At 69.2% G+C, this 25,228-nt stretch carries 22 protein-coding genes; 2 read left to right on the forward strand and 20 right to left on the reverse strand.

Annotated features, from left to right (window positions below; all coding sequences use genetic code 11):
* Positions 1–19: 19 nt before the first annotated feature.
* From ACUTAG_RS30145 to ACUTAG_RS30170, 6 genes are all read right to left on the reverse strand, one after another.
* A complete protein-coding gene (locus ACUTAG_RS30145; protein WP_148318951.1) occupies positions 20–1,693 on the reverse strand; it encodes an NAD(P)/FAD-dependent oxidoreductase in 1,674 nt (557 codons plus the stop codon).
* 107 nt (positions 1,694–1,800) lie between these two features.
* Entirely contained in the window at positions 1,801–3,780 is a 1,980-nt protein-coding gene (locus ACUTAG_RS30150; protein ID WP_148318949.1) for a family 2A encapsulin nanocompartment cargo protein cysteine desulfurase, read from the reverse strand.
* Between the two features lie 8 nt (positions 3,781–3,788).
* Entirely contained in the window at positions 3,789–4,721 is a 933-nt protein-coding gene (locus ACUTAG_RS30155) for a family 2A encapsulin nanocompartment shell protein (RefSeq protein ID WP_054439839.1), read from the reverse strand.
* A gap of 74 nt (positions 4,722–4,795) precedes the next feature.
* Positions 4,796–5,725: a serine O-acetyltransferase EpsC gene (gene epsC / locus ACUTAG_RS30160; protein WP_054439841.1), complete on the reverse strand. Its 930-nt coding sequence runs from the start codon at positions 5,723–5,725 to the stop codon at positions 4,796–4,798.
* Between the two features lies 1 nt (position 5,726).
* Entirely contained in the window at positions 5,727–6,221 is a 495-nt protein-coding gene (locus ACUTAG_RS30165; RefSeq protein ID WP_054439844.1) for a rhodanese-like domain-containing protein, read from the reverse strand.
* A gap of 144 nt (positions 6,222–6,365) precedes the next feature.
* Positions 6,366–7,490: an agmatine deiminase family protein gene (locus ACUTAG_RS30170; protein WP_054439845.1), complete on the reverse strand. Its 1,125-nt coding sequence runs from the start codon at positions 7,488–7,490 to the stop codon at positions 6,366–6,368.
* A gap of 130 nt (positions 7,491–7,620) precedes the next feature.
* On the opposite strand from ACUTAG_RS30170, the gene ACUTAG_RS30175 reads away from it, so the two are divergent.
* Positions 7,621–8,493 carry a LysR substrate-binding domain-containing protein gene (locus tag ACUTAG_RS30175; protein ID WP_054439847.1) on the forward strand — a complete coding sequence of 291 codons (873 nt, stop codon included), beginning with the start codon at positions 7,621–7,623 and terminating at the stop codon, positions 8,491–8,493.
* A gap of 23 nt (positions 8,494–8,516) precedes the next feature.
* Here the strand turns inward: ACUTAG_RS30175 and ACUTAG_RS30180 are convergent, their stop codons facing one another.
* From ACUTAG_RS30180 to metC, 8 genes are all read right to left on the reverse strand, one after another.
* Entirely contained in the window at positions 8,517–10,898 is a 2,382-nt protein-coding gene (locus tag ACUTAG_RS30180; protein ID WP_148319061.1) for a TonB-dependent siderophore receptor, read from the reverse strand.
* Positions 10,899–11,060: 162 nt separating this feature from the next.
* Positions 11,061–12,059, reverse strand: a complete 999-nt coding sequence (locus ACUTAG_RS30185; RefSeq protein ID WP_148318947.1) for a FecR family protein — start codon at positions 12,057–12,059, stop codon at positions 11,061–11,063.
* Complete coding sequence (locus tag ACUTAG_RS30190; protein WP_054499013.1) at positions 12,046–12,549, reverse strand: sigma-70 family RNA polymerase sigma factor; 504 nt, start codon at positions 12,547–12,549, stop codon at positions 12,046–12,048. The genes ACUTAG_RS30185 and ACUTAG_RS30190 overlap by 14 nt, the downstream gene beginning before the upstream one ends.
* Before the next feature lie 87 nt (positions 12,550–12,636).
* Complete coding sequence (locus ACUTAG_RS30195) at positions 12,637–13,392, reverse strand: amino acid ABC transporter ATP-binding protein (RefSeq protein WP_148318945.1); 756 nt, start codon at positions 13,390–13,392, stop codon at positions 12,637–12,639.
* Entirely contained in the window at positions 13,389–14,486 is a 1,098-nt protein-coding gene (locus ACUTAG_RS30200) for an amino acid ABC transporter permease (RefSeq protein WP_148318943.1), read from the reverse strand. The genes ACUTAG_RS30195 and ACUTAG_RS30200 overlap by 4 nt, the downstream gene beginning before the upstream one ends.
* Positions 14,483–15,631, reverse strand: a complete 1,149-nt coding sequence (locus ACUTAG_RS30205) for an amino acid ABC transporter permease (protein WP_054497041.1) — start codon at positions 15,629–15,631, stop codon at positions 14,483–14,485. Before ACUTAG_RS30205 ends, ACUTAG_RS30200 begins: the two co-directional genes overlap by 4 nt.
* A 19-nt stretch (positions 15,632–15,650) precedes the next feature.
* The gene (locus tag ACUTAG_RS30210) at positions 15,651–16,772 is read right to left on the reverse strand and encodes an amino acid ABC transporter substrate-binding protein (RefSeq protein WP_020927727.1); all 1,122 of its coding nucleotides are present in this window, start codon (positions 16,770–16,772) and stop codon (positions 15,651–15,653) included.
* Between the two features lie 133 nt (positions 16,773–16,905).
* Entirely contained in the window at positions 16,906–18,054 is a 1,149-nt protein-coding gene (gene metC, locus ACUTAG_RS30215) for a cystathionine beta-lyase (RefSeq protein ID WP_047990801.1), read from the reverse strand.
* 108 nt (positions 18,055–18,162) lie between these two features.
* Here metC and ACUTAG_RS30220 point away from each other — a divergent pair, with 108 nt between their 5' ends.
* Positions 18,163–19,077, forward strand: coding sequence for a LysR substrate-binding domain-containing protein (locus tag ACUTAG_RS30220; protein WP_148318941.1), 915 nt, complete (start codon positions 18,163–18,165; stop codon positions 19,075–19,077).
* On the opposite strand, the gene ACUTAG_RS30225 is transcribed toward ACUTAG_RS30220, so the two are convergent.
* The 6 genes from ACUTAG_RS30225 to ACUTAG_RS30250 form a co-directional block, all read right to left on the reverse strand.
* Positions 19,067–21,136, reverse strand: coding sequence for a TonB-dependent copper receptor (locus ACUTAG_RS30225; protein WP_148318939.1), 2,070 nt, complete (start codon positions 21,134–21,136; stop codon positions 19,067–19,069). The genes ACUTAG_RS30220 and ACUTAG_RS30225 overlap by 11 nt on opposite strands.
* 87 nt (positions 21,137–21,223) lie before the next feature.
* Complete coding sequence (locus tag ACUTAG_RS30230) at positions 21,224–21,622, reverse strand: DUF2946 family protein (protein ID WP_024068885.1); 399 nt, start codon at positions 21,620–21,622, stop codon at positions 21,224–21,226.
* Positions 21,623–21,744: 122 nt separating this feature from the next.
* Complete coding sequence (locus ACUTAG_RS30235; RefSeq protein ID WP_262352287.1) at positions 21,745–22,584, reverse strand: ABC transporter ATP-binding protein; 840 nt, start codon at positions 22,582–22,584, stop codon at positions 21,745–21,747.
* On the reverse strand, positions 22,581–23,447 hold the full coding sequence (locus ACUTAG_RS30240; protein WP_054481371.1) for an ABC transporter ATP-binding protein: 867 nt from the start codon (positions 23,445–23,447) through the stop codon (positions 22,581–22,583). Before ACUTAG_RS30240 ends, ACUTAG_RS30235 begins: the two co-directional genes overlap by 4 nt.
* Positions 23,444–24,274 (reverse strand): ABC transporter permease, encoded by an 831-nt coding sequence (locus ACUTAG_RS30245; RefSeq protein ID WP_054505958.1) that lies wholly within the window; start codon positions 24,272–24,274, stop codon positions 23,444–23,446. The genes ACUTAG_RS30240 and ACUTAG_RS30245 overlap by 4 nt, the downstream gene beginning before the upstream one ends.
* Positions 24,271–25,227 carry an ABC transporter permease gene (locus ACUTAG_RS30250; protein ID WP_020927733.1) on the reverse strand — a complete coding sequence of 319 codons (957 nt, stop codon included), beginning with the start codon at positions 25,225–25,227 and terminating at the stop codon, positions 24,271–24,273. Before ACUTAG_RS30250 ends, ACUTAG_RS30245 begins: the two co-directional genes overlap by 4 nt.
* Position 25,228: the final 1 nt, after the last annotated feature.

A 25,228-nucleotide genomic window follows, 5' to 3' on the forward strand; every position in this document is an offset into this window, starting at 1 on the left:
GCCGCCACGCCGAAGCCGGTCAATAGTCGTCGCTGGCGCCGCGGCGGTTGCCGCCGGTGATGTCGTCGCGGCCCAGCAAGTGCAGCGCCACGGCCTCGGCGACCTTCATGCCGTCGATGGCGGCCGACATGATGCCGCCCGCGTAGCCTGCGCCCTCGCCCGCCGGAAACAGGCCCAGCGTGTTCATGCTCTGGAAATCGTCGCGGCGCGTGATGCGCAGCGGTGACGAGGTGCGCGTCTCGACGCCGGTGAGGACGGCATCGTGCATGGAAAAACCCTTGATCTGCCGCTCGAACGCGGGCAAGGCTTCGCGGATGGCGGCGATGACGTAGTCCGGCAGGCTGGCCGACAGGTCGGTCAATTTGACGCCGGGCTTGTACGACGGCGTCACGCTGCCCAGCGCGGTCGACGGCCGGCCGGCAAGGAAGTCGCCCACCAGTTGCGCCGGCGCGCTGTAGTCGCCGCCGCCCAGCTGGTAGGCGCGCGCCTCCCAATGGCGCTGGAAGTCGATGCCCGCCAGCGGCGAGTTTTCGATGCCCGGGAAGTCCTTGGGTTCGATGCCCACCACGATGCCCGCGTTGGCGTTGCGCTCGTTGCGCGAATACTGGCTCATGCCGTTGGTCACGACCCCGCCGGGTTCCGACGCGGCGGCCACCACCGTGCCGCCCGGGCACATGCAGAAGCTGTAGACCGCGCGGCCGTTGCCGGCGTGGTGCACCAGCTTGTAGTCGGCCGCGCCCAGCACCGGGTGGCCGGCGCTCGGGCCGAAGCGGGCCCGGTCGATCACGGACTGCGGATGCTCGATGCGAAAGCCCAGCGAGAACGGCTTGGGTTCGATGAACACGCCGCGCTTGTGCAGCATGCGGAAGGTGTCGCGCGCGCTGTGGCCCACGGCCAGCACCACGTGGCTGGCGGCGATGAACTCCCCGCCCGCCAGGCGCACGCCGCGCACCCGGCCGTCTTCGATCTCGATGTCGTCGACGCGGCTTTCGAAACGGAACTCGCCGCCCAGCGTCGCGATCTGCGCGCGCATCTGCTCGATCATCTTGACCAGGCGGAAGGTGCCGATGTGCGGCTTGCTGACGTACAGGATTTCCGGCGGCGCATCTGCGGCGACGAACTCCTGCAGCACCTTGCGGCCGTAGTGCTTGGGATCCTTGACCTGGGTCGACAGCTTGCCGTCCGAGAACGTGCCCGCCCCGCCCTCGCCGAATTGCACGTTCGACTCGGGCTGCAGCGTGTTCTTGCGCCACAGCCCCCAGGTGTCCTTGGTGCGCTCGCGCACCACCCGGCCGCGTTCCAGGATGATGGGCCGGAACCCCATCTGGGCCAGGATCAGCGCCGCGAACAGGCCGCAGGGACCGAAGCCGATCACGACCGGGCGACTGCCCTCGGGCAGATCGGCCGGCGCCTGGCCGACGTACTGGTATTCCATGGGCGGCGTCGGCATTACCGTGCGCAGACCGGCGACGCGCTTGAGCACGGCGGCCTCGTCGGCCACCTCGACGTCCACGGAATAGGTCAGCGTGATCGCGCTGCGCTTGCGCGCGTCGTAGCTGCGCCGGAAGATGGTCAGCGCGCGCAGGGCATCGGGGGCGATTCCCAGGCGGCTACAGGCCGCGGCGCGCAGGGTGTCGTCGATATCCGCTTGGGAGGTCGACAGGGGCAGGATGATTTCGGTCAGGCGCAACATGAGGCAGCGGAACCGTGTCAGGGTTCAAGGGCTCGTAAAACGCGTATTAGAACACGCGCGCGGCCCCGTCCCGCGCCCCATGCCGCGCCGTCCGGGTGGGTCCGCGCTCAGCCGCCGCGGCGGACCGACGCCAAGCGCCGCACCACCGCCAACAGGCGGTCGATCTCCTCGTAAGTGTTGTAGAACGCCAGCGAGGGCCTCACCGTCGTTTCCACGCCGAAACGACGCAGGATCGGCTGCGCGCAATGATGCCCCGTGCGCACCGCGATGCCCTCCTCGTTCAAGGCCTGGCCGACTTCCTCGGTGCTGTAGCCGTCCAGCACGAAGGACATGACGCTGGCCTTTTCGGCGGCGGTGCCGATCAGCCTCACGCCCGGTATGGCGCCCAGCCCGCGCATGCCGTAGGCCAGCAGGTCATGCTCGTAGCGGCCGATGTTCTCGATGCCCAGGCGCGTCACGTAGTCCAGCGCCGCGCCCAGCCCAACCGCATCGGCAATATTGCCGGTGCCGGCTTCGAACTTGTTCGGAATGGGCTGGAACACCGTCTTTTCGAAGGTCACGTCGGCGATCATGTTGCCGCCGCCCTGCCAGGGCGGCATGTCCTCCAGCACCTCGCGCCGGCCCCAGACCACGCCGATGCCGGTGGGCCCGAAGATCTTGTGGCCGGAAAACACGAAGAAATCCGCGCCCAGCGCCTGCACGTCCACCCGCAGGTGCGACACCGACTGCGCGCCGTCCACCAGCACGCGGGCGCCGACCCGGTGCGCCAGCTCGATAATGCGCGCGACCGGCGTCACCGTGCCAAGCGCGTTCGACACCTGGGTCACCGCGACGATGCGGGTGCGGTCGTTGAGCAGCTTCTGGTATTCATCCAGCAGGATCTGGCCGGTATCGTCCACCGGAATCACCCGCAACCGCGCGCCCTTGGCCGCCGCCAGCTGCTGCCAGGGCACGATGTTGGCATGGTGCTCGAGGTTCGAGACGATGATCTCGTCGCCCTCGCCCACGTGCTGCGCGCCCCAGCTCTTGGCCACCAGGTTGATGGCCTCGGTGGTGCCGCGCACGAAGATCACCTCGTTGACGTCGGGCGCGTTGATGAAGCGCCTGACCCGCTCGCGCGCGCCTTCATAGGCGTCGGTGGCGCGCGCCGCCAGTTCGTGCGCGGCTCGATGGATGTTGGAGTTCTCGTGGGCGTAGAAATACGCGATCCGGTCGATCACGCTCTGCGGTTTGTGGGTGGTGGCAGCGTTGTCGAACCAGACCAATTGGCGGCCATTGACGCGCTCCTGCAGCACGGGGAAATCGCGCCGCACCGCGTGCACGTCGAACGGCGGATGGGCATCGGCGCCCGCGTGCGGCGCGGTCCGCGCCTGGGGATGCGCTGGCGTCACGTAGCCACTGGGCAGCACGACCGCATCCACGAAGTAATAGCGGGGGTCCGACGAGGCCGCGGCCGGCGCCGACGGGGCCGGCACCGTGGCCGTGTCGCCCCGGACAGGCAAGGCCAGCCCGGCCAGGCCGTCACTGACCGCCGTGGCGCCCAGCACGGTTTCCGGCCCGGCCGGGAGCCCCTGGCCGCCTTGCAGGAAATAGTACGGGATGGTCTCTCCTGCCCCGGCGTCGGGCCGGGCCGCCGGCCCGATGGGCGCGATCCCGGTGGCGCCGGCGCCGAAGCGCGGCTCGTAGGCCGGCACCGCCGTCACTACGTTATCGGGCAGGCCGTTGCCCGCCAGGGCGTGCGGCAAAAGCGCCGGCGCGCGGTGCGCCAGCGATGGCAAGGGCGACGGCGAGGCCGGCACCAGGTTGGCGCCGGGCGCGATCCCCTGCGGGATCGGCGTGCCGGGCACGCCCGGGCCCAGTCCCGCGGGGCTGACCAGGGGCGAGCCGGGCGGCGCGACGTTGACCGGGGCCTGTATCCCGGGCGGGACCGCCGCAGGCAGGCCGGCCGGCGCCGGCCGCCCCGGCAACGCCGTGAAGAAGGCATTGGCCAGACGCGCCAGCACGTCCGGATCGATGGGCGCTTCGGGCGCGCCCGGCACGCCGCCGGCCAGGGCGGCGAAACTTGGCGAGGAATCGGCGACAGCCATTTTGCGGCCTATTTGTAGGTGTCGGGATAGTCGTGGTACTTGCCGATCTCGACATCGTCGAGCACCGCCAGCGCGTCGTCGGCCAGCAGCGCCAGCGAGCAGTACAACGAAATCAGATAGGACGCGATGGCATGGTTGTTTATACCCATGAAGCGCACCGACAAGCCCGGGCTCTGTTCGCCCGGCAGTCCAGGCTGGTACAGGCCGACCACGCCCTGGCGCTTGTCGCCCACGCGCAGCAGCAGGATCTTGGTCTTGCCGTCGGCCACCGGCACCTTGTTGGACGGAATCAGGGGGATGCCGCGCCAGGTGATGAACTGCGAGCCGAACAGGCTGACCGTGGGCGGCGGCGTGCCGCGCCGCGTGGCTTCGCGGCCAAAGGCGGCGATGGCCAGCGGATGCGTCAGGAAGAAGGCGGGTTCCTTCCAGACCTTGGTCAGCAGCTCATCCAGGTCGTCGGGCGTGGGCGCGCCGGTCAGCGGAAAGATGCGCTGCTCCTCCGTCACCTGCGACAACAGGCCGTAATCGGGGTTGTTGATGAGTTCGCTTTCCTGGTTTTCCTTGATGGTCTCGATCGTCAGGCGCAGTTGTTCCTTGATCTGGTCGTGCGGGCTGCTGTAGAGGTCGGAGATGCGGGTGTGCACGTCCAGCACCGTGCTGACCGCATTCAGGAAATACTCGCGCGGCTGCTCCTCGTACTCGACGAAGGTGCGCGGCAACTGGTTCTCGGCTTCGCGCGCGGTGCACGTCACCTTGATGTTTTCGGGATTCCTGACCTTGTTCAGGCGGTAGATGCCTGCTTCGACCGGCACCCATTGCAGCAAATGCGTCAGCCAGCGCGGGCTGATGGTGGCAAGTTGGGGTACGGTCTTGGTCGCATTGGCCAACTGCCTTGCGCCGTTGTCGCCCAGTGCGACGGTCCCGCCTACGGTGGCACTCATTGAAATCTCCGAAGTGAACAAACACGCAAACAACAGACAAAAAGAAAGGGCCGAAGCCCTTGGGGAAAAAGCGGTCAGGCGGCGCGCTCGCGTTGGCGTGCCTGGCCGGCATCCGCCTGGGGCGTGCTGCGCGGCCCTGCCTGCGTGACGGTGGCGCCGGGCGCCACGTCGCCGGTGATCCAGACGTTGCCGCCGATCACCGCGCCGCGGCCCAGCGTCACGCGGCCCAGGATGGTGGCGCCGGCATAGATGACGACCTCGTCCTCCACGATGGGATGTCGCGCCAGCCCTTTTTCCAGATTGCCGTCGGCATCGGTGGTGAAGCGCTTGGCGCCCAGCGTCACAGCCTGATAGATGCGCACGCCGCGGCCGATGCGGGCAGTCTCGCCGATGACGACGCCGGTGCCATGGTCGATGAAGCAACCCGGGCCGATCTGCGCGCCGGGGTGGATGTCGATGCCGGTCTCGCCATGCGCGATCTCGGCGGCGATGCGCGCCAGCAGCGGCAGGTCCAACAGGTACAGCTGGTGCGCCAGTCGGTGATGGATCAGGGCGTGGATGCCGGGATAGCACAGCAGCACCTCGTCCACGCTGCGCGCCGCCGGATCGCCGTGATAGGCCGCCAGCACGTCGCTGTCGAGCAGCCGCCGCACGTCCGGCAGCGCGGCGGCGAACCGGCGCACGATCGCGGCGGCGTGTTCGTCGACACCGGCGTCGGCCGGCGCATGGCGCCGCAGTTCCAGCCGCGCCTGCTCCAGCAGGCTGCGCAGGGCCGCGTCCAGCGTGTAGCCAACGTAGAAATTCTCGCTTTCGTGGCGCATGTCCACCGGGCCCAGGCGCATGGGAAAAAGCGCGCGCTTGAACTTGTCGAAGATATCGGCCAGCGCCTCGCGCGACGGAAACTCGCGCTCGCCCGGCTCGCGGGCGCGCTGCTGCGAAGTGCGCCATTGGGCGCGGATGCCGTCCAGGGCGCGCACCACACCCTCCAGATCGAAAGCCGCCATGTCAGTCCTGCACCCAGGGCAGGCCGCGATGGCGCCAGCCGTCGCTCAGGCCGCGATGCTGATTGGCGTCGATCTCGCCTTCGAAGCCCTCGAAGACGTTGAAGACCGCCGAGAACCCCGCCTTGGCGGCTGCCTCCGCCGCCAGCGCCGAGCGCTTGCCGCTGCGGCACAGCAGCAGCACCACGGCGTCCTTGCCGCCGGCGCTGGCCACCTTGGCCTCCAGTTCGCGCACGAACCGCGGATTGCGGGTCAGGCTGGTGCCGGTGGCCCAGGGCACGTGCACCGTGCCCGGGATGTGGCCGACGAATTTGCGCTCTTCCGCCGAGCGCACGTCCACCAGCACCGCGTCACCGTTCTGCGCCAGCGCCCAGGCGTCCGAGGGGGAAACGCCGCCCGCGTAGGGAAGATGCTGCGCCAGCGCCGCGGCGCGCGCCTGCTCCAGGGTGGCAGGCAGGATCCGTTCGGTGACGGCGGCTTCGGGGGTGTCGTAGCTCATGGCGCAAGGGCCTCCAGGCTGGCCGCCAGAACAGGTGGCGGCGGAACCCACAATCTAGGCCCAAAGCGGCGAAATCCAAATGAATTAAAAGTCGGAAATTAACAACCGCGGGTTGTGTAGCGGCCGCGCGGTGACGAAGGCATTTCAGACCGCCGGCAACTGATGCGTCACGCAGTGGATCCCGCCGCCGCCCGAAGCAATCGCGTCGATGTCCAGCTGCAGCACGTCGCGGCCGGGATACAGGGCGCGCAGCAGGTCCCGCGCCTTGCCATCGGCGCGGGCATCGCCGAATTCGGGCGCGATCACGGCGCCGTTGATGACGAAATAGTTGATGTAGCCGGCGGCGAAATCGTCGTTGTCTTCCTGGTAGACGCTGGCCCGGGGACGGCGCGGCGGCGACAGCGTGTGCAGTTGCAGCCGGTTGCCGTCGGCGTCGGTGGCGGACCGCAGGATCTCCAAGTGCGCGCGGGTCACGTCGTAGTCGTGCGAGTCCGGATCCTCCTCCAGGTTGGCGACCACCACGCCGGGCCGCGCGAAGCGGGCGTAGAAGTCGACGTGGGCGTCGGTGATGTCCTTGCCCTTGATGCCCGGAAGCCAGATGATCTTGCGCAGCCCCAGGCAGAACTTGAGTTCCTCCTCGACCTCGGCGCGGCTCCAGCCCGGATTGCGGTTGTCGTTGACCCAGCAGCTTTCGGTCATGATGCCGGTGCCGCGGCCGTCCACCTCGATGCCGCCGCCCTCGCCCACCAGCTCGCTGCGCACGTGGCGCGCGTCCGTCTCCCTGGCCGCCCGCCCGGCCAGCAAGGCGTCGGCCGCGTGCCGCTGCTTGTCGCCCCAGCCGTTGAAGTTGAAGTCCATCGCGGTCAGGCCGCCCTGCCCGTTCACCAGGAAGTTGGCGCCAATGTCGCGCATCCAGATGTCGTCGAGCTCGGCTGCCAGATAGGTGACGTTGGCGTCGCCGCAGTGGCGCCGGGCCAGCGCCATCTCGGCCTCGCGGCAGAACACGGTGACGGGCTGGTAGCGCGCGATGGCGCGCGCGATGCGTCCCTGCGCGGCCTGCACATCGGGCGTGAAGTCCTTCCAGATCGCCGGCTGCGCGCCGAAGGCGATGAAGGCCCGGGCCTGCCGATCGGCTTCGTCGGGCATGCGCCACTGCCCGCCGGCACCGGCCCGCGCGGGGCCCGCGGCCAGCCCGAAGCCGGCGGCGGCAAGCGCCTGGCCCGCGGCGAGCGCGGAAAGCTGTTTGACGAAAAGGCGGCGGGTAAACATAAGCAAATCCAATCAGTGTGACAACGAGGGGAAAATCGGGCCTGCGACCCATGAATGCATCGTAGAGCGCGCCGGACACCGCCAACAAGCGATATATTTAGCGGACATCTGATTAGATTTGCTTATCAATATGCTCAAACAATGGCCCCCATTGAACGTGTTGCGCGGCTTCGAGGCGGCGGCGCGGCTGGGCAGTTTCCACAAGGCCGCCGACGAGCTGCACCTGACCCAGTCGGCCATCAGCCAGCAGATCCGCAGCCTGGAAACCTACCTGGAGCAGCCGCTGTTCCTGCGCCAGGGGCGCAGCGTGACGCTGACCGACGCCGGCGCGGACCTGCTCGGCACCACCCAGGCGATGCTGCTGCAACTGGCGACGGGCATCCGCCGCCTGGACCAGTACCGCAAGCCGAACCAGCTGATCGTCAACACCAGCCCGGCGTTCGCGCGCCATTGGCTGGTGCCGCGCCTGCAGGCGTTCCATGAGCGCCATCCCGAGGTCGATCTGTGGCTCTACACCAGCGATGAGGCGCCGGACATGGCGACGCAGACCATCGACATCGCCTTGCGCGACGATATCGGCCCGCAGGCCGATTGCGATTTCCGCGTACTGTGCGAGGACCGGCTGTACGCCGCCTGCCATCCGCGCCTGCTGGCGGCCGACCCGGCGCAGCGGGTGACCCTGCACGGCGAACGCGAGATGGACTGGAGCTATTGGCGCATGCAGGGCGGCGCCGACGTCGGCCAGCGCGACAGCGGCCTGAACTTCTCGGATCCGGGGCTGTTGCTGGACGCCGCCAGCCAGGGCCTGGGCATCGCCCTGGTGACGGCGCTGCTGGCGCGGCGCGCGAGCGAGGACGGCCTGCTTGCGCCGATGACGCCGCAGACCGTGCGCGGCCCGACCTGGCGCTGGCTGGTGCACCGCGACAGCCGCAACGCGCTGGCCGCGGGTTTTTGCGCCTGGCTATGCGAGAACCTGGAGGTGGACTGGCAGCCCTGGCGCTGAACGCGCGCCAGGGCCCGTCCGGCCTACCAGCGATGTTGGTAGGTCAGGGTCAGCACCGTGCCCGGGGCCGGCAGGCGGCTGGTATTGGTGCTGGTGCGCATCAGCTGGCTGTAGAGCGGGTAATAGTCGCGGTTGAACAGGTTCTCGACCCCGACGATCAGCGTGTCCTTCGGCGTGACCTGGTAGCGGCTCATCAGGTCCACCGTGAAGTAGCTGCCCACGTCGCGACGGCCGAAGCTTTCGAGGCCGTCCAGCCGGTAGTCCTTGCCGCCGAAGTAGTTGGCCTGGATGCGGTTGTTCCAGCGCTCGTTCGGCCGGTACTGCAGGTAGGCGGTGAGCTTGAGCGGCGGGATGCGGTAGCCGGTCATGTCGCGCCATTGGCCGTTGTCGGGCCGCTCGCGCCCCTTCATCCACGTGAACGTGCCGCCCGTGCCCCATTTCTCGTCGTCGGTCAGGTAGTCCACCGTCGCCTCGATGCCGTGGATGCGCTCTTCGGTGCGCGTCAGGATCAGGCCGTTGTTGAAGCTCTGCACATCGCCCAGCTTGGAGGTGGTGTAGAACAGCGCTAGCGAAGCCGTGGTGTTGCCCACTCCGCCGCGCCAGCCGATTTCGTAGTTGTTGGTCTTGACCGGCTGCAGGTCCGACGAACCGATGTCGAAGCCCGGCCGCGCATTGCGCATCTGCACGCCGATGTCCGGCAGCTGGAAGCCCTGGCTGAAGTTGGCGTACAGCTCCTGGCCGCGGATCGGCGCGTAGGTCAGGCCGGCGTTGAACAGGAAGGCGTCGTAGCTGACCGAGCCGCCCTGCACCTTCGTGGGCGAGGCGACGCGCGACTGCGACAGCGGCACGAAGTCGCCGAAACGGGCGGTGGCATACTCGTAGCGCGCCCCGCCCTGCACCGACCATTGCTCGTTGAAGCGATGCTCCAGCTGGCTGAAGATGCCGGTGCTGCGCGAGGTCAGCTCGGGCATGTAGGTCAGGCGCCCGGTCTTGCGGAACACCCGGCCGCCGCTGGCGTCGTAGGCGGCCGCGTCGAACACGTCGATCGGCATGTCGCTGCGTTCCTGGTTGAAGTCCGCGCCCCACAGCACCTTCGACTGCTCGCCCAGCGGCGTATCGATGGTCAGGCGGCTGCCGAACACCTTGCTGTTCTGCATGACCTGGTCGACGTTGCCGCCCCGTGTCACCACCGCGCGCGCGTCGAACGGCGTGAAGCGGGTGTAGTAATCGCGGTAGTACATCTGCGCCGTGAGCTTGCTGCCCAGCAGGTCCAGGTGCTGGTATTCCAGGTTCACCAGCGTATTGCGGATCTGGTTCTGGTCGGCCAGGTCCAGGCCGCTGAGCGGCAGCGCGCGCGCCGTGCCCGGCGGCAGGCGCCCGACCGACGGATCGGAGGTGTAGTCGGAATTCTGGTCGGCGTTGTAGTAGCTGGCCGACAGCTGCAGGCGTTGCTTGTCGTCCAGGCGCAGTCCCAGCTTGCCGCCCAGGCTGTAGATGTTGGAATCGAACAGGTCGCCCTGGCTGGGCTCGGGCGCGATGCGCCGTCCGTGCGCGTCATAGGATGCGCCATTGTGGCGCGCGCCCAGGTCCAGCGCGTAGTCCAGCATGCCCTGGCTGCCGGCGAAATGCTGTTGCAGCTGGCCGCCCAGGCCGTCCGCGTTCAAGCGGCTCAGCGGGCTGACGGCGGTCACGGTGGTTTCGGCCACCGGTTCGCCGCCGGCGGGCCGGGTGGTGATCGAGACGATGCCGCCGGTGGCCCCGGCGCCATAGATCGAACTGCTGCCGCGCAGCACTTCGACGCGCTCGATGCTGGCCGGATCGATGTTGGCGAGATTGCGCGAGGAATCGCGGTTGGTGTTCAGCGGAATGCCATCGACCAGCACCAGCACGCCGCGTCCCCGCAAGGTCTGGCCGTAGTCGGTCATGGTGCGGCTGGAATCGGCCATGCCCGGCACCGTCTTGGCCAGCACCGTGGCCAGGCTGTCCGAACCGGTCCGCAATTCCTGCAAGGCATCGCGTTCCAGCACGATGGTCTGCTGCACCGGGCTGACCAGGTTGCTGGACGTGCGCGATGCGCTGACCTCGATCGGCGCCATCACGGTGGCGCCGCCGCTGGCCGCCTCGGGTTCGATGATGGTGGCCGAACCCTCCTGCCGCAGCCGCAGCGGCTTGCCCTGCAGCAGCGCCGCCAGCGCCTGTTGCGGCGTCATCGCCCCGGACAGCGCCGGCGCCTGCATGCCGGCCACGGTTTGCGGCGCGTAGAAGATCTGCAGGCCATGCGTCTCGGCCAGGCGCTTGAGGGCCTGGTCCAGCGATTGCGCCGGCATGTCGATGGCGACCGGCGCCGTCGCCTGCGCGTGGGCGGCCCCCGCGCCGCATGCCAGCAATACCGCGATCGCGGCCATCGTCAGGCGCGCACCCACCGGCGCGCCTTGTCCTGTTTTCTTGTGAACCACAGCTTCTGCTCCTGCTCCGTGCTCGATGGGCCCCATGCCCCACGGAATCAAGAAGAAGACGCAATACGGCTGAAAAACCTGAATGCGTCGCCGAACTATTTTGTAACAGCGTCAGCGCGCCACGATTTCGCTGCGGCCGTCGGGCAGCTGGCGCACCCGCACCGGCAGGATGTGCGGCAAGGCGGTCAGGAAGGCGTCGGTGTCGCGGGTCTGGAACACGCTGGTCACGGTCAGGTGCTCCACCCCCGGCGCCAGCACGATCGGATGCTGCCGATAGCGCGACACTTCCCGCGCCGCGCTGGCCAGGTCGGTATCGCTGAAGCGGATCTGACCGCCGCGCCAGGCCAGCGTCACGGCCAGGTCGGCGGGCGCGGGCCGGTCGGCCTGGCCCGCCGCGTCGATGCGGATGCCCTGGCCCGGCCCCACGGGCACGGCCGCGGCATCGCGCGCGCCGGCCACCTTGACCGAGCCGGACTCCACCAGCACCCTTACCTGTTCGGCGTCACGGCGCACGTCGAAGCGCGTGCCGGTCACCACCGCGGTGCCCAGGCCGGCGTCCACCACGAAGGGGCGGCCGGTGTTCTTTTCGACCGAGAACAGCGCCTCCCCCGCCACCAGCTCGACGCGCCGCTCGGCCTCGCCGAAGCGCACGCGGATGTGGCTGCGGCTGTTCAATTCGGCGCGCGAGCCGTCCGGCAGCGCCACGCTGCGCAGTTCGCCAACCTGTGTCCGGTATTCGGTCCAGCCCGCGCCGCGCGGCCACAGCGCCCAGCCGCCCACGGCGATGATCGCGGCGCCCAGGCTCAAGGCCAGCGCGGCTCGCCGTCCGGAACGGGCCGTCCGGCGCGGCGCTTCGGCCAGGGCGCGCAGGCGTTCTGGCGCGACGGCGCCGGCCGCCTGCCAGATCGATTCCAGCAGGCGGTATTCGTAGGCATGGCGCGGATCGGCGGCCAGCCAGTCGGCGCGCGCCTGTTCCCGCGCCGCGTCCCATTCGCCGGAATGGGCGCGCGCGAACCAGCGCGCCGCTTCGGCGCGGATGGCGTCGGAGCCGGCGTCGCGGCCGGCGTCGTGGCCGGCGTTTGCGGGCGATGCGGCGTCAGCTGGGCGCATACGCCCCCAGCCGTTCGCGCAGATGCAGGGCGGTACGGATCATGTATTTCTCGACCATGTTCTTGCTCAATCCCATGCGCTCGGCGATCTCGGCCTGCGTCAGGCCTTCCAGCCGCTGCCAGACGAACACCTGGCGGCACTTGAGCGGCAATTCCGCCAGCGCCGCTTCCAGCGCCTGGCCCAGCTGGCCGGTGCGCGCCTGGGCCATCGGGTCGCCCAGCGGACTGGTGTGGTGGGCAATGGTATCAAGCGGCACCCATTCCTGCCCGGCATCGCGGCGGAATTGGTCCACGGCCATGTTGCGCGCGGCCTGGTGCAGGTAGGCGCGCGGTTGCGCCACCTGCGCCGGATCGGTTTCCAGGCACTTCACCAGCGCGTCGTGGGCCAGGTCGCGCGCGGCGTCACGGCAGCCCAGCTTGCGGGTCCAGACCGCAAGCAGTTCTTCGTAGTAGGCCAGAAAGCCGGATGGGCGGGACGGACGCAAGGACATGGCGCGCAATCAACAGAGGCATGCATGATAATGGTTTCCATTTTCATAAACAAACCCCGCGCTCCGACCGCGTCCGCCGCCCTGCCCTCAATGCAGGATGCGCTCCAGGAACGCCCGCGTGCGCTCGTGCCTCGGGTTGTCGAAGAAATCGCCCGGCTCGCCCATCTCGATGATGCGGCCGCCGTCCATGAACACCACCCGGTCGGCGACGTTGCGGGCAAAACCCATCTCGTGGGTCACGCACAGCATGGTCATGCCGTCCTCGGCCAGGGAGGTCATGGTGTCCAACACCTCCTTGACCATCTCGGGGTCCAGCGCCGAGGTCGGCTCGTCGAACAGCATGATGCGCGGCTGCATGCAGAGCGAACGGGCGATGGCCACGCGCTGCTGCTGCCCGCCCGACAGCTGGCCGGGATACTTGCCGGCCTGGTCGGGAATGCGCACCCGCTCCAGGTAGCGCATGGCCAGATCCACCGCCTGGGCGCGCGCCATGCGCCGCACCTGGGTCGGCGCCAGGATGCAGTTCTCCAGCGCCGTCAGGTGCGGGAACAGGTTGAAGTGCTGGAACACCATGCCGGCATCGGTGCGCACGCCGTCCACGGCGCGCAGGTCGTCGGTCAGCTCGACGCCGTTGACCACGATGGAGCCCTGCTGATGGCGCTCGAGCCGGTTGATGCAGCGGATCATGGTTGACTTGCCGGAACCGGACGGCCCGCAGATCACCAGGCGCTCGCCTGCCCGGACCTGCAGGTTGATGTCCTGCAGCACATGGAATTCGCCATACCACTTGTGCATGCCGGCGATGGCGATGGCGGGCGGCGTGGCGGCGGAAGGCGTGGTCATCGGAGTTCCCCTTTTTTATAGCGATGCTCCAGCCACATCGAATAGCGCGACAGGCCGAAGCAGATGCAGAAATAGATCGATGCAATGAAGAGATAGGTCTCGACGTAGGGCGTGGGCCAGGCCGGGTCGGTCAGCGCCGCGCGCCCCGAGCTGAGCAGGTCGAACAGGCCCACGATCAGCACCAGGCTGGTGTTCTTGATCATCACGATGGCGGTATTGGTGAGCGGCGCGATCACCTTGCGCAGGGCCTGCGGCAGCACCACCAGCCGCGTCATCTGCCACCACGACAGCCCCAACGCGCGCGAGGCCTCGGCCTGCCCGGGCGGGATCGCCTGCAGGCCGCCGCGGATCACCTCGGCCAGATACGCGGCCGAGAACACCGTCAGCGCGATGCCGGCGCGCAGCAGGCTGTCGATGGTCATGCCGGCCGGCAGCATGATGGGCAGCACGATAGACGCCATGAACAGCAGGCTGACCAGCGGCAGGCCCCGGATCAGCTCGATCACGCCGATGCTGATGAAGCGCGCCGTCGGCAGGCTGCCGCGGCGTCCCAGCGCCAGCAGCACGCCCAGCGGCAGTCCGGCGCCCAACGCGCATACCGCCAGCAGCAGCGTGATCGGCAGGCCGCCCCACGACGAGGTCGGCACCCGCGCCAAGCCCAACATGCCGCCCTGCATCAGCGCCAGGCCCGCCAGCAGCCCCGCGATCCAGATGACCGCCGTGCGCGTGCGCCATTGGCGCGGGCTGAGCGAGAACACCGTCATCGCCAGGATGAACAGGCAGACCACGGTGGGCCGCCATTGCTCGCCGGGCGGATAGATGCCGAACAGGATCTGGCGCATTTTTTCGCCCAGGAAGGCCCAGCAGGCGCCGCTGGCCTGACGGCAGACATCGCCCGTGGCGCCTGGCCAGACGGCATCGAGCACCGCCCAGTTCAGCAATTTGCCGGCAGCGGCCAGCACCAGCGCCAGCGTGGCCACCGTGGCGAGCGCGCTGGCGGCGCTGCCGAACAGGCGGTGCCAGGCGCTGTCGCGGCGCTCGCGCGGCGGCCGCAGGGCCTGCGGCGGCAGGGAGGAAGGATGGGACAGGCTCATGCGCGTTGCGTCCTCAGGATGCGGCGGTTGTACAGGTTCATGAACAGCGACACGCTCAGGCTGATGCTCAGGTACACCGCCATCAGCACCGCCACGCCCTCGATGGCCTGGCCGGTCTGGTTGATGGTGGTGGTGATGACGAAGGACAGGTCCGGGTAGCCCACCGCCAGCGCCAGCGTGGTGTTCTTGATGATGGACAGGTACTGGCTGGTCATCGGCGGGATGATCACGCGCAGCGCCTGCGGCACCACGATCCAGCGCAGCGCGGCGCCGGGTTTCAGGCCCAGCGAATGGGCCGCTTCCCACTGGCCGGCGGGCACCGCGTCGATGCCGCCGCGAATGATCTCGCCGGAGAAAGCGGCCGAGTAGATCGTCAGTCCCACCAGCAAGGCGGTGAATTCCGGCGTGAAGGCGCTGCCGCCGGCAAAATTCAGGCCGCGCAGTGCCGGCACGTCGGCGTGCAGCGAGGCGCCGCCCCACTGCCCCACGGCGGCCACCAGGGCCAGCGCCGCGACCAGGCCCAGGCTGCGCCACGGCACGCGCGGCGCGACGGCGCGCCGTGCCAGGTGCCATGAGCCCCACAGCAGCAGCAAAGCGACGGCCAGCGCCCACAACAGCGGCCCGGTATCGCCCTGCAGCGACAGGCTGGGAAAGAACAGCCCGCGCACCGACAGGAACACGCCCGGCAGCGGTTGCAGCGCCTGCCGCGCCGGCGGCAGGTTGATCGTCACCAGGCTGTACCAGAATAGCAGTTGCACCACCAGCGGCGTGTTGCGCACGGCTTCCAGGTAGACCGTGGCCACGCCCGTCACCAGCGGATGGCGGCTGCGGCGCGCCAGCGCCAGGCCGAAGCCCAGCAGCGTCGAGGCCGCGATCACCAGCGCCGAGATGTACAGCGTGTTGGCCAGCCCCACCAGGAAGGCGCGGCCGTAGCTGTCGGTCGGCTGGTACGCCAGCAGGCTTTCGGCGATAGGAAAACGGGCCGCCTCGCCAAGGTAGTCGAACCCCATGGCGATGCCGCGCTGGGTCAGGTTGGCGTGGGCGTTCCAGGCCAGCCAGCCCACGCCGCCGACGAAGGCGCCGGCGATCAGCAGCTGCGCCAGGACGGACCGGGCGCGGCCGTCGAACCAGAGTCGCTTGAACATGATGAGACTCGGCCGCCGATCAGTTGAAGACGTACGGGTACATCAGGCCGCCGTCGCGATACAGGCGGTTCATGCCGCGCTCGAGCTTCATCGGGCTGTTCTTGCCGACGTTGCGCTCGAAGATCTCGCCGTAGTTGCCCAGCTGCTTGACGATGTTGTAGGCCCAGCGCTCATCCAGCCCCAGCGCCTTGCCGTTGCCGGGCTCCTTGCCCAGGAAGCGGGCGATGCGCGGGTCGTCGGACTTGAGCATGTCGTCGACGTTGGCCTGGGTGATGCCCATGTCCTCGGCGGCGATCGGCACCTGGATGACCCATTTGACGATGTCGAACCAGCGGTCGTCGCCATGGCGCACCGACGGCGTCAGCGCCTCGCTGTGGCCGCTGGCCGGGAAGATCACGTAGTCGTCCGGGTTCTGCGCCTGGGTCGCGCGCACCGCCGCCAGCGCCGAGGCGTCGGTGATCAGGCCGTCGCAGCGCCCGGAGAAGAACGCCTGGCGCGAGGCCGCGACGTTGTCGAACAGCACGGTCTTCAGGCCCAGCTTGAACTTGCGCGACAGGTCGGCCACCGTGACCTCGTTGGTCGAGCCGGTCTGCACGCAGATGGTGGCGCCGTTCATGTCCTTGGTCTGGGTGATGCCCAGGTCCTTGCGCACCATGAAGGCGTCGTACTCGTAGTAATTCGGGTAGGTGAAGTTGATGCCGTTGGCATCGCGCCGCAGGGTCCACGAGGTGGTGCGCGGCAGGACGTCGATCTGGCCGGTCTGCAAGGCGGTCAGGCGTTGCTGGCCCGTCAGCGGCACGAAGCGCGTCTTGCTGGCGTCGCCCAGCACCGCGATCGCGATGGCGCGGCAGGTGTCGACGTCCAGGCCCTTCCAGTTGCCGTCCTTGTCGGGCGCCGAGAAGCCGGTGGTGCCATGGCCGGAACCGCAGATGACGTAGCCGCGGGCGCGGATCTGGTCCACCGTGGGACTGTTGGTCTGCGTGACCGCGGCCGCCACCGGCGAGGCGCCGGTCGCGGGCGCCGTGGGTTGCGCCGCGGGTTGGGCGGCGGCCTGGGCCTGTGCCGGGAGCGGCACGGCGGCCGGGGCGCAGGCCGCGATGGCCAGGGCGAGACAACGGTAAGTCTGCTTGAAGCTGAACATGGCAATTCCCCTTGCTATGTGGTGAGCGCCTCGAGGCGCTTCGAGCCGGTCGGCCATGCGTGGCCGGCCGGTGTTGAACAGGTGCGCCGGAAGGCTCCGGCCGCGCGGGCGAGCGACGGCGCCCGCCGCGCGTTCAGCGTTGCGCCTGGTAGGCCGCCAGCGCGCCGCGCAGGTCGTCCTTGAGCGTGTCGACCTCCTCCAGGCCGATCGACAGGCGCACGATGGGCCGGTCGGTCGCCGGGAAGGCGCGGCCGGCCTGCAGCCCCGCCGGGTAATAGGCGGCCAGGCTGTGCACCCCGCCCCAGCTGGCGCCGATGGCGAAGTGCCGCAGTGAGTCGAAGAAACCGTTGAAGGCCGCCTCGGGCGCCGGCGCCAGCACCATCGAGAACAGGCAGCCGTTGGTGCGGAAGTCGCGCTGCCACAGGCCATGGCCCGGGTCGGAGGGCAGCGGCGGATACAACAGGCGCTCGACCTGCGGCTGGCTTTGCAGCCACTCGGCCACGCGCAGCGTCGCGTCGCTCTGCGCGCGCAGCCGCAGCGCCAGCGTCTCCAGGCCGCGCAGCACCAGGAAGCAGTCGTCCGGGCTGACCTGCTGGCCGAGGATGCTCTGGGTCTCGCGCAGCACGGCGTAGTGGTCGGCGTCGTTCATGCTGATGCTGCCCATCAGCACGTCGGAATGGCCGCCGAAGAACTTGGTGGCGGCCTCGACGCTGAAGTCGACGCCGTGCGCCAACGGCTGGAAGCCCAGCGGGCTGGCCCAGGTGTTGTCCATCATGGTCAGCACGCCGTGGCGCCGCGCGGCGGCGGCGATGGCGGGCACGTCGGCCATTTCCATGGTGACGGTGCCGGGCGCCTCGATGCAGATCATGCGGGTGGCCGGGCGGATCAGCGCCTCGATGCCGGCGCCGATCGACGGGTCGTACAGTTCCACGTCCACGCCCATGTGCGCCAGCCACTTCTCGCCGAAGGTCTTGAGCGCGCCATAGCAGGCGGCCGACAGCAGCAGGTGGTCTCCGCCGCGCACGAAGCCCATCACCACCGTCATCAGCGCCGCCGCGCCGGACGGCGTGATGACGCAGTGGCGGCCGCCTTCGAGCGCGGCGATGCGGTCTTCCAGCAGGCGCGCCGTGGGCGTGCCGGTGACGCCGTAGCTGAAGCCGTCGGGCTGGCGGTGCTTGCGGTTGACGAAGGCGTCGAGCGAGTCGAACACCACGGTCGAGGCGCGCTGCACGGCGGGCGACAGGCTGGCGAAATCTCTATTAGTCTGATTGATAGCTTTCATCTAATCTATTTGCTGGGCTTAGGAGTGATCGGGAACAGCGCCAGTGTCTTCCTTTCCTACCATTGCCTCAACAATCGAAGAAACTTAGTCAATAAGCGGGACTTATAGATGGACATGCGCGAGATCCAGGTCTTCCGGGCCGTGATGCAGGCCGGCACCACCAGCAAGGCCGCCACCCTGCTGGGCATTTCGCAGCCGGCGGTGAGCCAGGCCATCCGCAAGCTGGAAACTTCGTCGGAACTGCGGCTGTTCGAGCGCGTGCGCGGCCGGCTGGTGCCGACCCAGGAGGCCGGCGCGCTGATGGAGGAAGTGGATCGCTGTTTCGCCGGCTTCGAGCTGATCGAGCACCGCATCCGCAGCCTCAAATCGTTCGGCGTCGGGCGCCTGGCGGTGGGGTCGCTGCCGGCGCTGGGCACCGGCTTCATGCCGCGCGCGATCGCCGCGTTCGGCCTGCAGGACCGCCGCATCCAGATGTCGTTCCAGATCATGAGTTCGCGCGAGGTGCTGCAACAGGTCACGGCCGGGCAACTCGATTTCGGCCTGATGGCCGACGAACTGTCGGTGGCGGGCCTGGAGCATTCGGAATTCCTGCGGGTGCCGGGCGTGATCGCCATGCACAGCCGCCATCCGCTGGCGGCGCGGCCGCGCATCACGCTGCGCGACCTGACCGAGCATCCCTTCATCGCGCTCAATCCTGAGGACGCCAGCCGCCGGCGCCTGGAAACGGCGCTGCACGACCAGGGCCTGGCGCTGCGGCCGGTGCTGGAGACGCCCTATTCCAATTCCGTCTGCGAGTTCGCGCTGCACGGCGTCGGCATCGGCCTGGTGCATCCGGTCATGGCGCTGGACTACCTGGCGCGCGGGCTGACCATCAAGCCGCTGGAACTGGACATCGGCTTTGCCTGCCTGCTGGTGTTCCGGCCCGGCACACCGCTTTCAGAGAACGCGCGGGCGTTGCTGAAAGCGATGCGCATCGAACTGGACCGGGATCTCAAGCGGATCCGGACGGCGCTCAATACTTGAAGCTCAGGCGCGCCCAGAAGGTGCGCCCGGATTCATTGAAGGCCGTGTTGGCGGCAAAGCCGAAACCGGCGTCGCCCGCCAAGTTCAAGTGCTCGGCATAGGTCTTGTCGAACAGGTTGTCCACGCCCAGCGACAGTTGCACCTGCTTGCTGAACGCGTAGCCGCCGTTGAGCGAAAACACGCCGAAGCCGGCGCTCGGGCCGAAGTCCTTGCTGACGACGTTGCCCTGCTCGAGGGCGTAGCGGCGCTGCGCGGCCACCACGCGCCACAGGGCGCCCGCCGACCAGGTGCCATCGTCGTAGGCGGCGCTGAGCCGGGCTTCGAGCGGCGGCATCTGCGGCATGGGGCGGCCGTCGCTCCGGTTCTGGCCCCACGCATACGCCAAGGTGCCGCCCAGTTTCCAGCGCGGCGCGACCTGGTACGACACGCCCAGCTCGCCGCCGGCAATGCGCGCGTCGACATTGCGCGCCTGGGCGGTCGCGCCCATGCCTCCCATGCCGCCCTTGCCATAGTCGAACAGGATGAAGTCGTCGACGTAGCCCGCATAGCCCGACACCCAGGCGTCGAGCGTATCGGTCTTGTATTGCGCGCCCAGGTCCAGTTGCGTGGTCTTTTCCGGTTTGACGCCGCGGAACGCGTTGACCGAACCGTCCGGCCCCTTGGTCGGCGAAAACAGCTCCCAGTAGTCGGGGAAGCGCTCCGCGTGGCCCAGGCCGATGTAGACGGTGGCAGGCAGCGCGGCCAGATCGCGTTCATAGCGCAGGAAGCCGCTGGGCAGCGTGTCGTTGCGGCGCTCGCCGGCCGTGGGGTTGGGCCTGAGCATCATCCTGGAGCCGGTCTCGCGGCGGAAGTCCTTGGCCGAGGCCCAGTCCACGCGCGCGCCGCCGATGACGCGGCTGTCGTCGGCGGCATGCCAGGTCAGTTCACCGAATACCCCGGTGTTGGCGAAGCTCGCGTCCTTGATCCAGCTGTTGGCGCGGTACGAAACCTTGGCGTTGCCCTTGCGCGAGCGATGGCGGCTTTGCTGGAAGTCCAGGCCCGTCACCAGGCTCAGGTCGGGCGCCAGGTTCCAGGTGCCGGCAATGCGGCCGCCCCAGGTGGCGCGGTCCACGTTGGAGGCCATCGCCATCGGCATCATGCCGTGCGGGTCCGGCTTGCGCAGGGTGTAGTTGTCCATCACGTGGTCGGCGTAGTTGTAGTAGAGCTGCGCCTCCAGCTTGTCCAGCGTGCCGCCCAGGTTGCGCTTCTCGGCGCGCAGCCCAAAGCTCTCGCGCTTGAACTGCGAGCCGTCCATGCCGCGGCCGGCATAGCGCGCCTGGCCGTCGCCGGTGCCCGCCGTCAATTCATAGACCGTATCGGCGTCGGGCGTGAAGCCCAGCGCCACGTCCGCATTCCATTTGTCCCAGCGCGACGGCACGGTGTTGCCGTCGCCATCCTTGTAGTCCTGCGAATGCGAGTGATTGGCCGTGAAGCGGGTGTAGACCTTGTCGTTGCCCACCGTCAGGTCGGCGGCCTGGTCGTTGCGGCCGTTTGATCCGCCCTGCAGGCTGCCATCGAAGCGCGCGCCGGCTTCGGTGAAGCGTGGCGTGTCGCGGTCGAACTTGATGGTGCCGGCCGAGGCGCCCGGCCCCCACAGCACCGTCTGCGGCCCCTTGATGACGGTGAGCTTGTCGAAGTTCTCGGGCGAAATGTACGAACTGGGCGCATCCATGCGCGCCGGGCAGGCGCCCGGCATCGAGGTGCCATCGGTCAGTATGTTCAGGCGCGAACCGAACATGCCGCGCAACACCGGATCGCCGTTGGTCCCGCCGTTGCGCACGGCCGAGAAGCCCGGGATGGTCTTGAGATAGTCGGTGCCGTCGCTGGCCGGCAGCGGCTGGCGCGGGATCTTTGGATCGGTGGTGACGGTCAGCGGGGCGCTTGGCGCCACGCCGGTGATGACCACCGGGTCGGTCATCGTGATGCCGTCGCTGTCGACGGTGTTCGACCAGGCGGGCAATGCCGCCGCCAACGCGGTGGCCAGGCAGCTGGCCCGCAGGATTTCCTTTTTCTTGCGCATGGGATTCTCTGGATCTGAACAGGCTGGACGCGCGCGACCACGCGGGCCGCATCGGTGCGCGCCAGCAAAAAATGGAAAGGACGGGGTTCAGGCCAACAGAGGGGGCGCGCGCGGCTGCCGTGGCAACCGCGCCTGCGCGCTGGAGAAATGGATATCGATGGTGGGCGCCGGCAGCGCCAGCGGCGTGCTGGGCAACAGCCAGGCCAGCAACGCCAGCCCGGGCAGCGCCGCGCCGCCCAGCATGGCGCACCCGGCGAAACAGCAATGCGGCAATGCGCCGCTATGCTGCTGCACGTCCTGCGCGAGGCCGCCGCCAGCGTCCAGCGTGACCACACGCGGTCCGCTGGCGGTGCAGATGATGGTGGTGGCGCCGGGCGCGGTGCTGGGCCCGGCCAATGCGGCGGAAGCGATCAGCGCCTGGAAGACGAACAGGAACACCGCGACCAGCGCGGTGCAGCGTCTTCGGGCAACGGCGCCTGTGTGCATTCGCATCCTCTTGAAGTCGCGGATGGTAGCACGCAGGGCGCCGTGAAAAAGGCCTCGCGGGCAGCTGTAGGACGCACGGAAAGGCCAATCGCGCGGCGATCAGCCCCTTGCCTTGACGTGGATCAAGCCGGCCGGCCCTGCCCCGCCGGCGGACGCAGGCGCCTGCGCGTCGGATCGGGCCGCGGCACCGCGGCGATCAGCTTGCGGGTGTAGTCGTGCGCCGGCGCCTCGAAGATGCGGTCGCACTCGCCCTCTTCCACCAGCTCGCCCGCGGCCATGATGGCCACGCGGTCGGCGAAGTGCCGCACCACGCCCAGGTCGTGCGAGATGAACAGGTAGGTCAGTCCATGCTCGGCCTGCAGGTCGGCCAGCAGGTCCAGCACCTGCGCCTTGACCGACACGTCCAGCGCCGACACCGCCTCATCGGCGATGATGAAGCGCGGTTCCAGCGCCAGCGCCCGGGCGATCGCGATGCGCTGGCGCTGGCCGCCCGAGAACTGGTGCGGAAAACGCTGCGCGTGTTCGGGCCGCAGCCCCACCCGTTGCAGCAGCGCGAGCATGCGCGCGCGGCGTTCGTCGGGCGTGTGCAGCCGGTGGATCACCATGCCGTCCATGATGGCGTCCCCTGCCGTGCGGCGCGGATTCAGGCTGGAGTACGGGTCCTGGAAGATGGTCTGCACCTGGCGCCGGAAGGCGCGCAGCGCGGGACCGGCCAGTTGGCCGACGTCATGGCCGGCCAGATGGATGCGGCCCGCGCTGGGCCGCAGCAGGCCGGCGATGCAGCGGCCCAGCGTGCTCTTGCCCGAGCCGGACTCGCCCACCAGGGCCAGCGTGGTGCCGGCGGCGATCGCCAGGCTGACGCCCTTGACCGCGTGCACCACGCGGGTCGGCCGGCCCAGCAGGCCGCGGGCGGCGACATAGTCCTTGGTGACGCCTTCGGCGCGCAGGATGAAATCGGTCATGGCGTGGCTCCCCGGACGGCGGCCCGCGCCGGTGGCGCCAGGCGGCGGGCGCGGTCGCGCGGCGCGTCCACGTCCGGCACGGCGGCCAGCAGCGCCTGGGTGTAGGGATGCGCCGGCCGCGCGAAGATCTGCTGCACCATGCCCTCCTCCACCACTTCGCCCGCCCGCAACACCACCACCCGATCGGCGATCTCGGCTACCACGCCCAGGTCATGGGTGATGAACAGCACGGCGGCGCCGGTTTCGGCCTGGATCGAGAACAGCAGTTCCAGCACCTGGGCCTGCACCGTCACGTCCAGCGCGGTGGTCGGCTCGTCGGCGATGATGAGCTTGGGCGACAGCGCGCAGGCGATCGCGATCATGACCCGCTGCCGCATTCCGCCCGAAAGCTCATGCGGATAGGCCTTGGCGCGTTGCGCCGGCTCGCGGATGCCGACCCGCTCCAGCAGCGCCACGGCGCGCTCCCAGGCCGCCTTGCGGCCCGCCTGGCCGTGCAGGCGGATGACCTCGGCGATCTGGCTGCCCACGGTTCGGCCGGGATTGAGCGCGGTCATCGGTTCCTGGAACACCATCGCCATCTCCTTGCCGCGCAGGGCATCCCGCTCGCTCTCGCTCGCGCGCAGCAGGTCGCGGCCGTCGAAGCGCAGCGAATCGGCCGCCACCCGCCCGGGCGGGTCCACCAGGCCCATCAGGGAAAAGCCCGTGACCGATTTGCCGGAGCCGGATTCGCCCACCAGGCACACCACCTCGCCGCGCCGCAGCGTCAGGTCCACGCCCTTGACCGCGGCGAACGGCCCTTGCGGGGTGTCGAAATCGACGGTCAGGTTCCTGACCGCCAGCAGCACGTCGGCGTCGTGGCTCATCGTTGCAACTCCGGATTGAGCGCGTCCTGCAGCCAGTCGCCCAGCACGTTGACGGCCAGCACGGTGAAGAACAGCGCCAACGCCGGCACCAGCACCGGCCACGGATTGGTGAACAGGTAATCCTTGAGCGATCCCACCATCTGCCCCCAGGAAGGCACCGGCGGCCGCACGCCCAGGCCGAGAAAGCTCAGGCCGGCCTCCAGCAGCATGGCGAACGAGAACGTGAACGAAGCCTGCACCGCGATGATCGAGCGCATATTGGGCAGCACCTCGTGCCAGATGATCCAGCCGCTGCCCGCGCCCAGCGAACTGGCCGCCAGCACGTGTTCACGCGCCCGGATGCCGCGCGCCACGCCCCAGGCAACGCGGGCGAACTGGGGTGCGTACAGGATGCCGATGGTGCCCACCAGCGTCGGCAGATTGCCGCCGATGAAGGCCAGCACCACCAGCGCCACGAAGATCTCCGGCAGCGACACGAAGACGTCGACCACGCGGATCGCGGCGGCCTCGGCGCGCCGGCCCAGGAAGGCCACGCCGACGCCGAGCGCCACGCCCAGCACGCCCGCCAGGATCACCGCCGCCGCGGCCACCGACAGCGACACCCGGGCGCCGTAGACCGCCCGCGCCAGCAGGTCGCGGCCCAGTTCGTCGGTGCCCAGCCAGTGCCGCCAGGACGGCGAGGACAGCAGGTTGGCGGCGTCGATGCGGTACGGATCGGCCAGGCCCAGCGTCGGGCCCAGGATGGCGGCCAGCACCACCACGGCCAGGAAGCCGAGCGCCAGCCGGACCGCCACGCCGGTCTTGGGGATACGAAGCGATGCGATCATGCGGAAGGCCTGCGGATACGGGGGTCGACGAAGCCCTGCGCCAGGTCGATGACCAGGCTGATCAGGATGAACAAGGCGAAGATGGCCAGGAGCGAACCCTGGATCACGGGGTAGTCGCGCGAGAATGCCGCGCTCACCAGCAGCGAACTCAGGCCCGGCCAATCGAACAGCGCCTCGATGATGACGGTGCCGCCCAGCAGGTTGCCGGCGCGCACGCCAACGATGGCGATGACCGGCACCAGCGCGTTCGGCAGCGCGTGCCGCAGGATCGCCCGGCCGCGCGGCATGCCCTTGGCGCGGGCCAGCTTGACGTAGTCGCGGCCCATCACGTCCGCCAGGCTGGCGCGCGTCATGCGCGCCACCACGCCCATGAAGTTCAGGCCGATGGTGAGCGACGGCAGGATCAGCGCCAGGCAGTGCTGCAGCGGGTCGTCCGAGAACGGCACGAAGCCCGATGACGGCAGCCAGCCCAGCGCCAGGCTGAACAGCAGCACCAGCAGGATGCCCAGCACGAACACCGGCGCCGAGAATCCCGCCACCGCGATCACCGCGGCCAGGGCGCCCGCCAGCCGGCCGCGCGAGCGCGCCGCGACCACGCCCAGCGGCACGCCGAGCAGCACGGCGATCAACAGCCCGGCGCCGATCAGCTCCAGGCTGCGCGGAATGCGCCGCGCCAGTTCGTCGGCCACCGGTTCGCCGGTGCGCAGCGAAACCCCCAGGTCGCCGCGCGCCAGCGCGCCGGCCCAGTGCGTGAACTGCGTGCCCAGCGGCAGGTCCAGGCCGAGTTGCGCCCGCACCCGCGCCACGGCCACCGGATCGCTGCCGGCCTGGTCGCCCAGCATGATGGCGACCGGATCGCCGGGCAGCAGGTGGATGGCGATGAACACCACGCCCGTGGCCAGCGCCAGCGTGATTGCGGCCGACCCCAGGCGCCTCAGCAGAAAGGGCAGCATG

Source organism: Achromobacter sp. CSND-B12 (assembly GCF_052906545.1).

Excerpts from the sequence above, each read along its gene's own strand:
- ACUTAG_RS30145 (WP_148318951.1), bottom strand. The coding sequence starts at position 1,693 with ATGTTGCGCCTGACCGAAATCATCCTGCCCCTGTCGACCTCCCAAGCG.
- ACUTAG_RS30150 (WP_148318949.1), bottom strand. The coding sequence starts at position 3,780 with ATGGCTGTCGCCGATTCCTCGCCAAGTTTCGCCGCCCTGGCCGGCGGC.
- ACUTAG_RS30155 (WP_054439839.1), bottom strand. The coding sequence starts at position 4,721 with ATGAGTGCCACCGTAGGCGGGACCGTCGCACTGGGCGACAACGGCGCA.
- epsC (WP_054439841.1), bottom strand. The coding sequence starts at position 5,725 with ATGGCGGCTTTCGATCTGGAGGGTGTGGTGCGCGCCCTGGACGGCATC.
- ACUTAG_RS30165 (WP_054439844.1), bottom strand. The coding sequence starts at position 6,221 with ATGAGCTACGACACCCCCGAAGCCGCCGTCACCGAACGGATCCTGCCT.
- ACUTAG_RS30170 (WP_054439845.1), bottom strand. The coding sequence starts at position 7,490 with ATGTTTACCCGCCGCCTTTTCGTCAAACAGCTTTCCGCGCTCGCCGCG.
- ACUTAG_RS30175 (WP_054439847.1), top strand. The coding sequence starts at position 7,621 with ATGCTCAAACAATGGCCCCCATTGAACGTGTTGCGCGGCTTCGAGGCG.
- ACUTAG_RS30180 (WP_148319061.1), bottom strand. The coding sequence starts at position 10,898 with ATGGCCGCGATCGCGGTATTGCTGGCATGCGGCGCGGGGGCCGCCCAC.
- ACUTAG_RS30185 (WP_148318947.1), bottom strand. The coding sequence starts at position 12,059 with ATGCGCCCAGCTGACGCCGCATCGCCCGCAAACGCCGGCCACGACGCC.
- ACUTAG_RS30190 (WP_054499013.1), bottom strand. The coding sequence starts at position 12,549 with ATGTCCTTGCGTCCGTCCCGCCCATCCGGCTTTCTGGCCTACTACGAA.
- ACUTAG_RS30195 (WP_148318945.1), bottom strand. The coding sequence starts at position 13,392 with ATGACCACGCCTTCCGCCGCCACGCCGCCCGCCATCGCCATCGCCGGC.
- ACUTAG_RS30200 (WP_148318943.1), bottom strand. The coding sequence starts at position 14,486 with ATGAGCCTGTCCCATCCTTCCTCCCTGCCGCCGCAGGCCCTGCGGCCG.
- ACUTAG_RS30205 (WP_054497041.1), bottom strand. The coding sequence starts at position 15,631 with ATGTTCAAGCGACTCTGGTTCGACGGCCGCGCCCGGTCCGTCCTGGCG.
- ACUTAG_RS30210 (WP_020927727.1), bottom strand. The coding sequence starts at position 16,772 with ATGTTCAGCTTCAAGCAGACTTACCGTTGTCTCGCCCTGGCCATCGCG.
- metC (WP_047990801.1), bottom strand. The coding sequence starts at position 18,054 with ATGAAAGCTATCAATCAGACTAATAGAGATTTCGCCAGCCTGTCGCCC.
- ACUTAG_RS30220 (WP_148318941.1), top strand. The coding sequence starts at position 18,163 with ATGGACATGCGCGAGATCCAGGTCTTCCGGGCCGTGATGCAGGCCGGC.
- ACUTAG_RS30225 (WP_148318939.1), bottom strand. The coding sequence starts at position 21,136 with ATGCGCAAGAAAAAGGAAATCCTGCGGGCCAGCTGCCTGGCCACCGCG.
- ACUTAG_RS30230 (WP_024068885.1), bottom strand. The coding sequence starts at position 21,622 with ATGCACACAGGCGCCGTTGCCCGAAGACGCTGCACCGCGCTGGTCGCG.
- ACUTAG_RS30235 (WP_262352287.1), bottom strand. The coding sequence starts at position 22,584 with ATGACCGATTTCATCCTGCGCGCCGAAGGCGTCACCAAGGACTATGTC.
- ACUTAG_RS30240 (WP_054481371.1), bottom strand. The coding sequence starts at position 23,447 with ATGAGCCACGACGCCGACGTGCTGCTGGCGGTCAGGAACCTGACCGTC.
- ACUTAG_RS30245 (WP_054505958.1), bottom strand. The coding sequence starts at position 24,274 with ATGATCGCATCGCTTCGTATCCCCAAGACCGGCGTGGCGGTCCGGCTG.
- ACUTAG_RS30250 (WP_020927733.1), bottom strand. The coding sequence starts at position 25,227 with ATGCTGCCCTTTCTGCTGAGGCGCCTGGGGTCGGCCGCAATCACGCTG.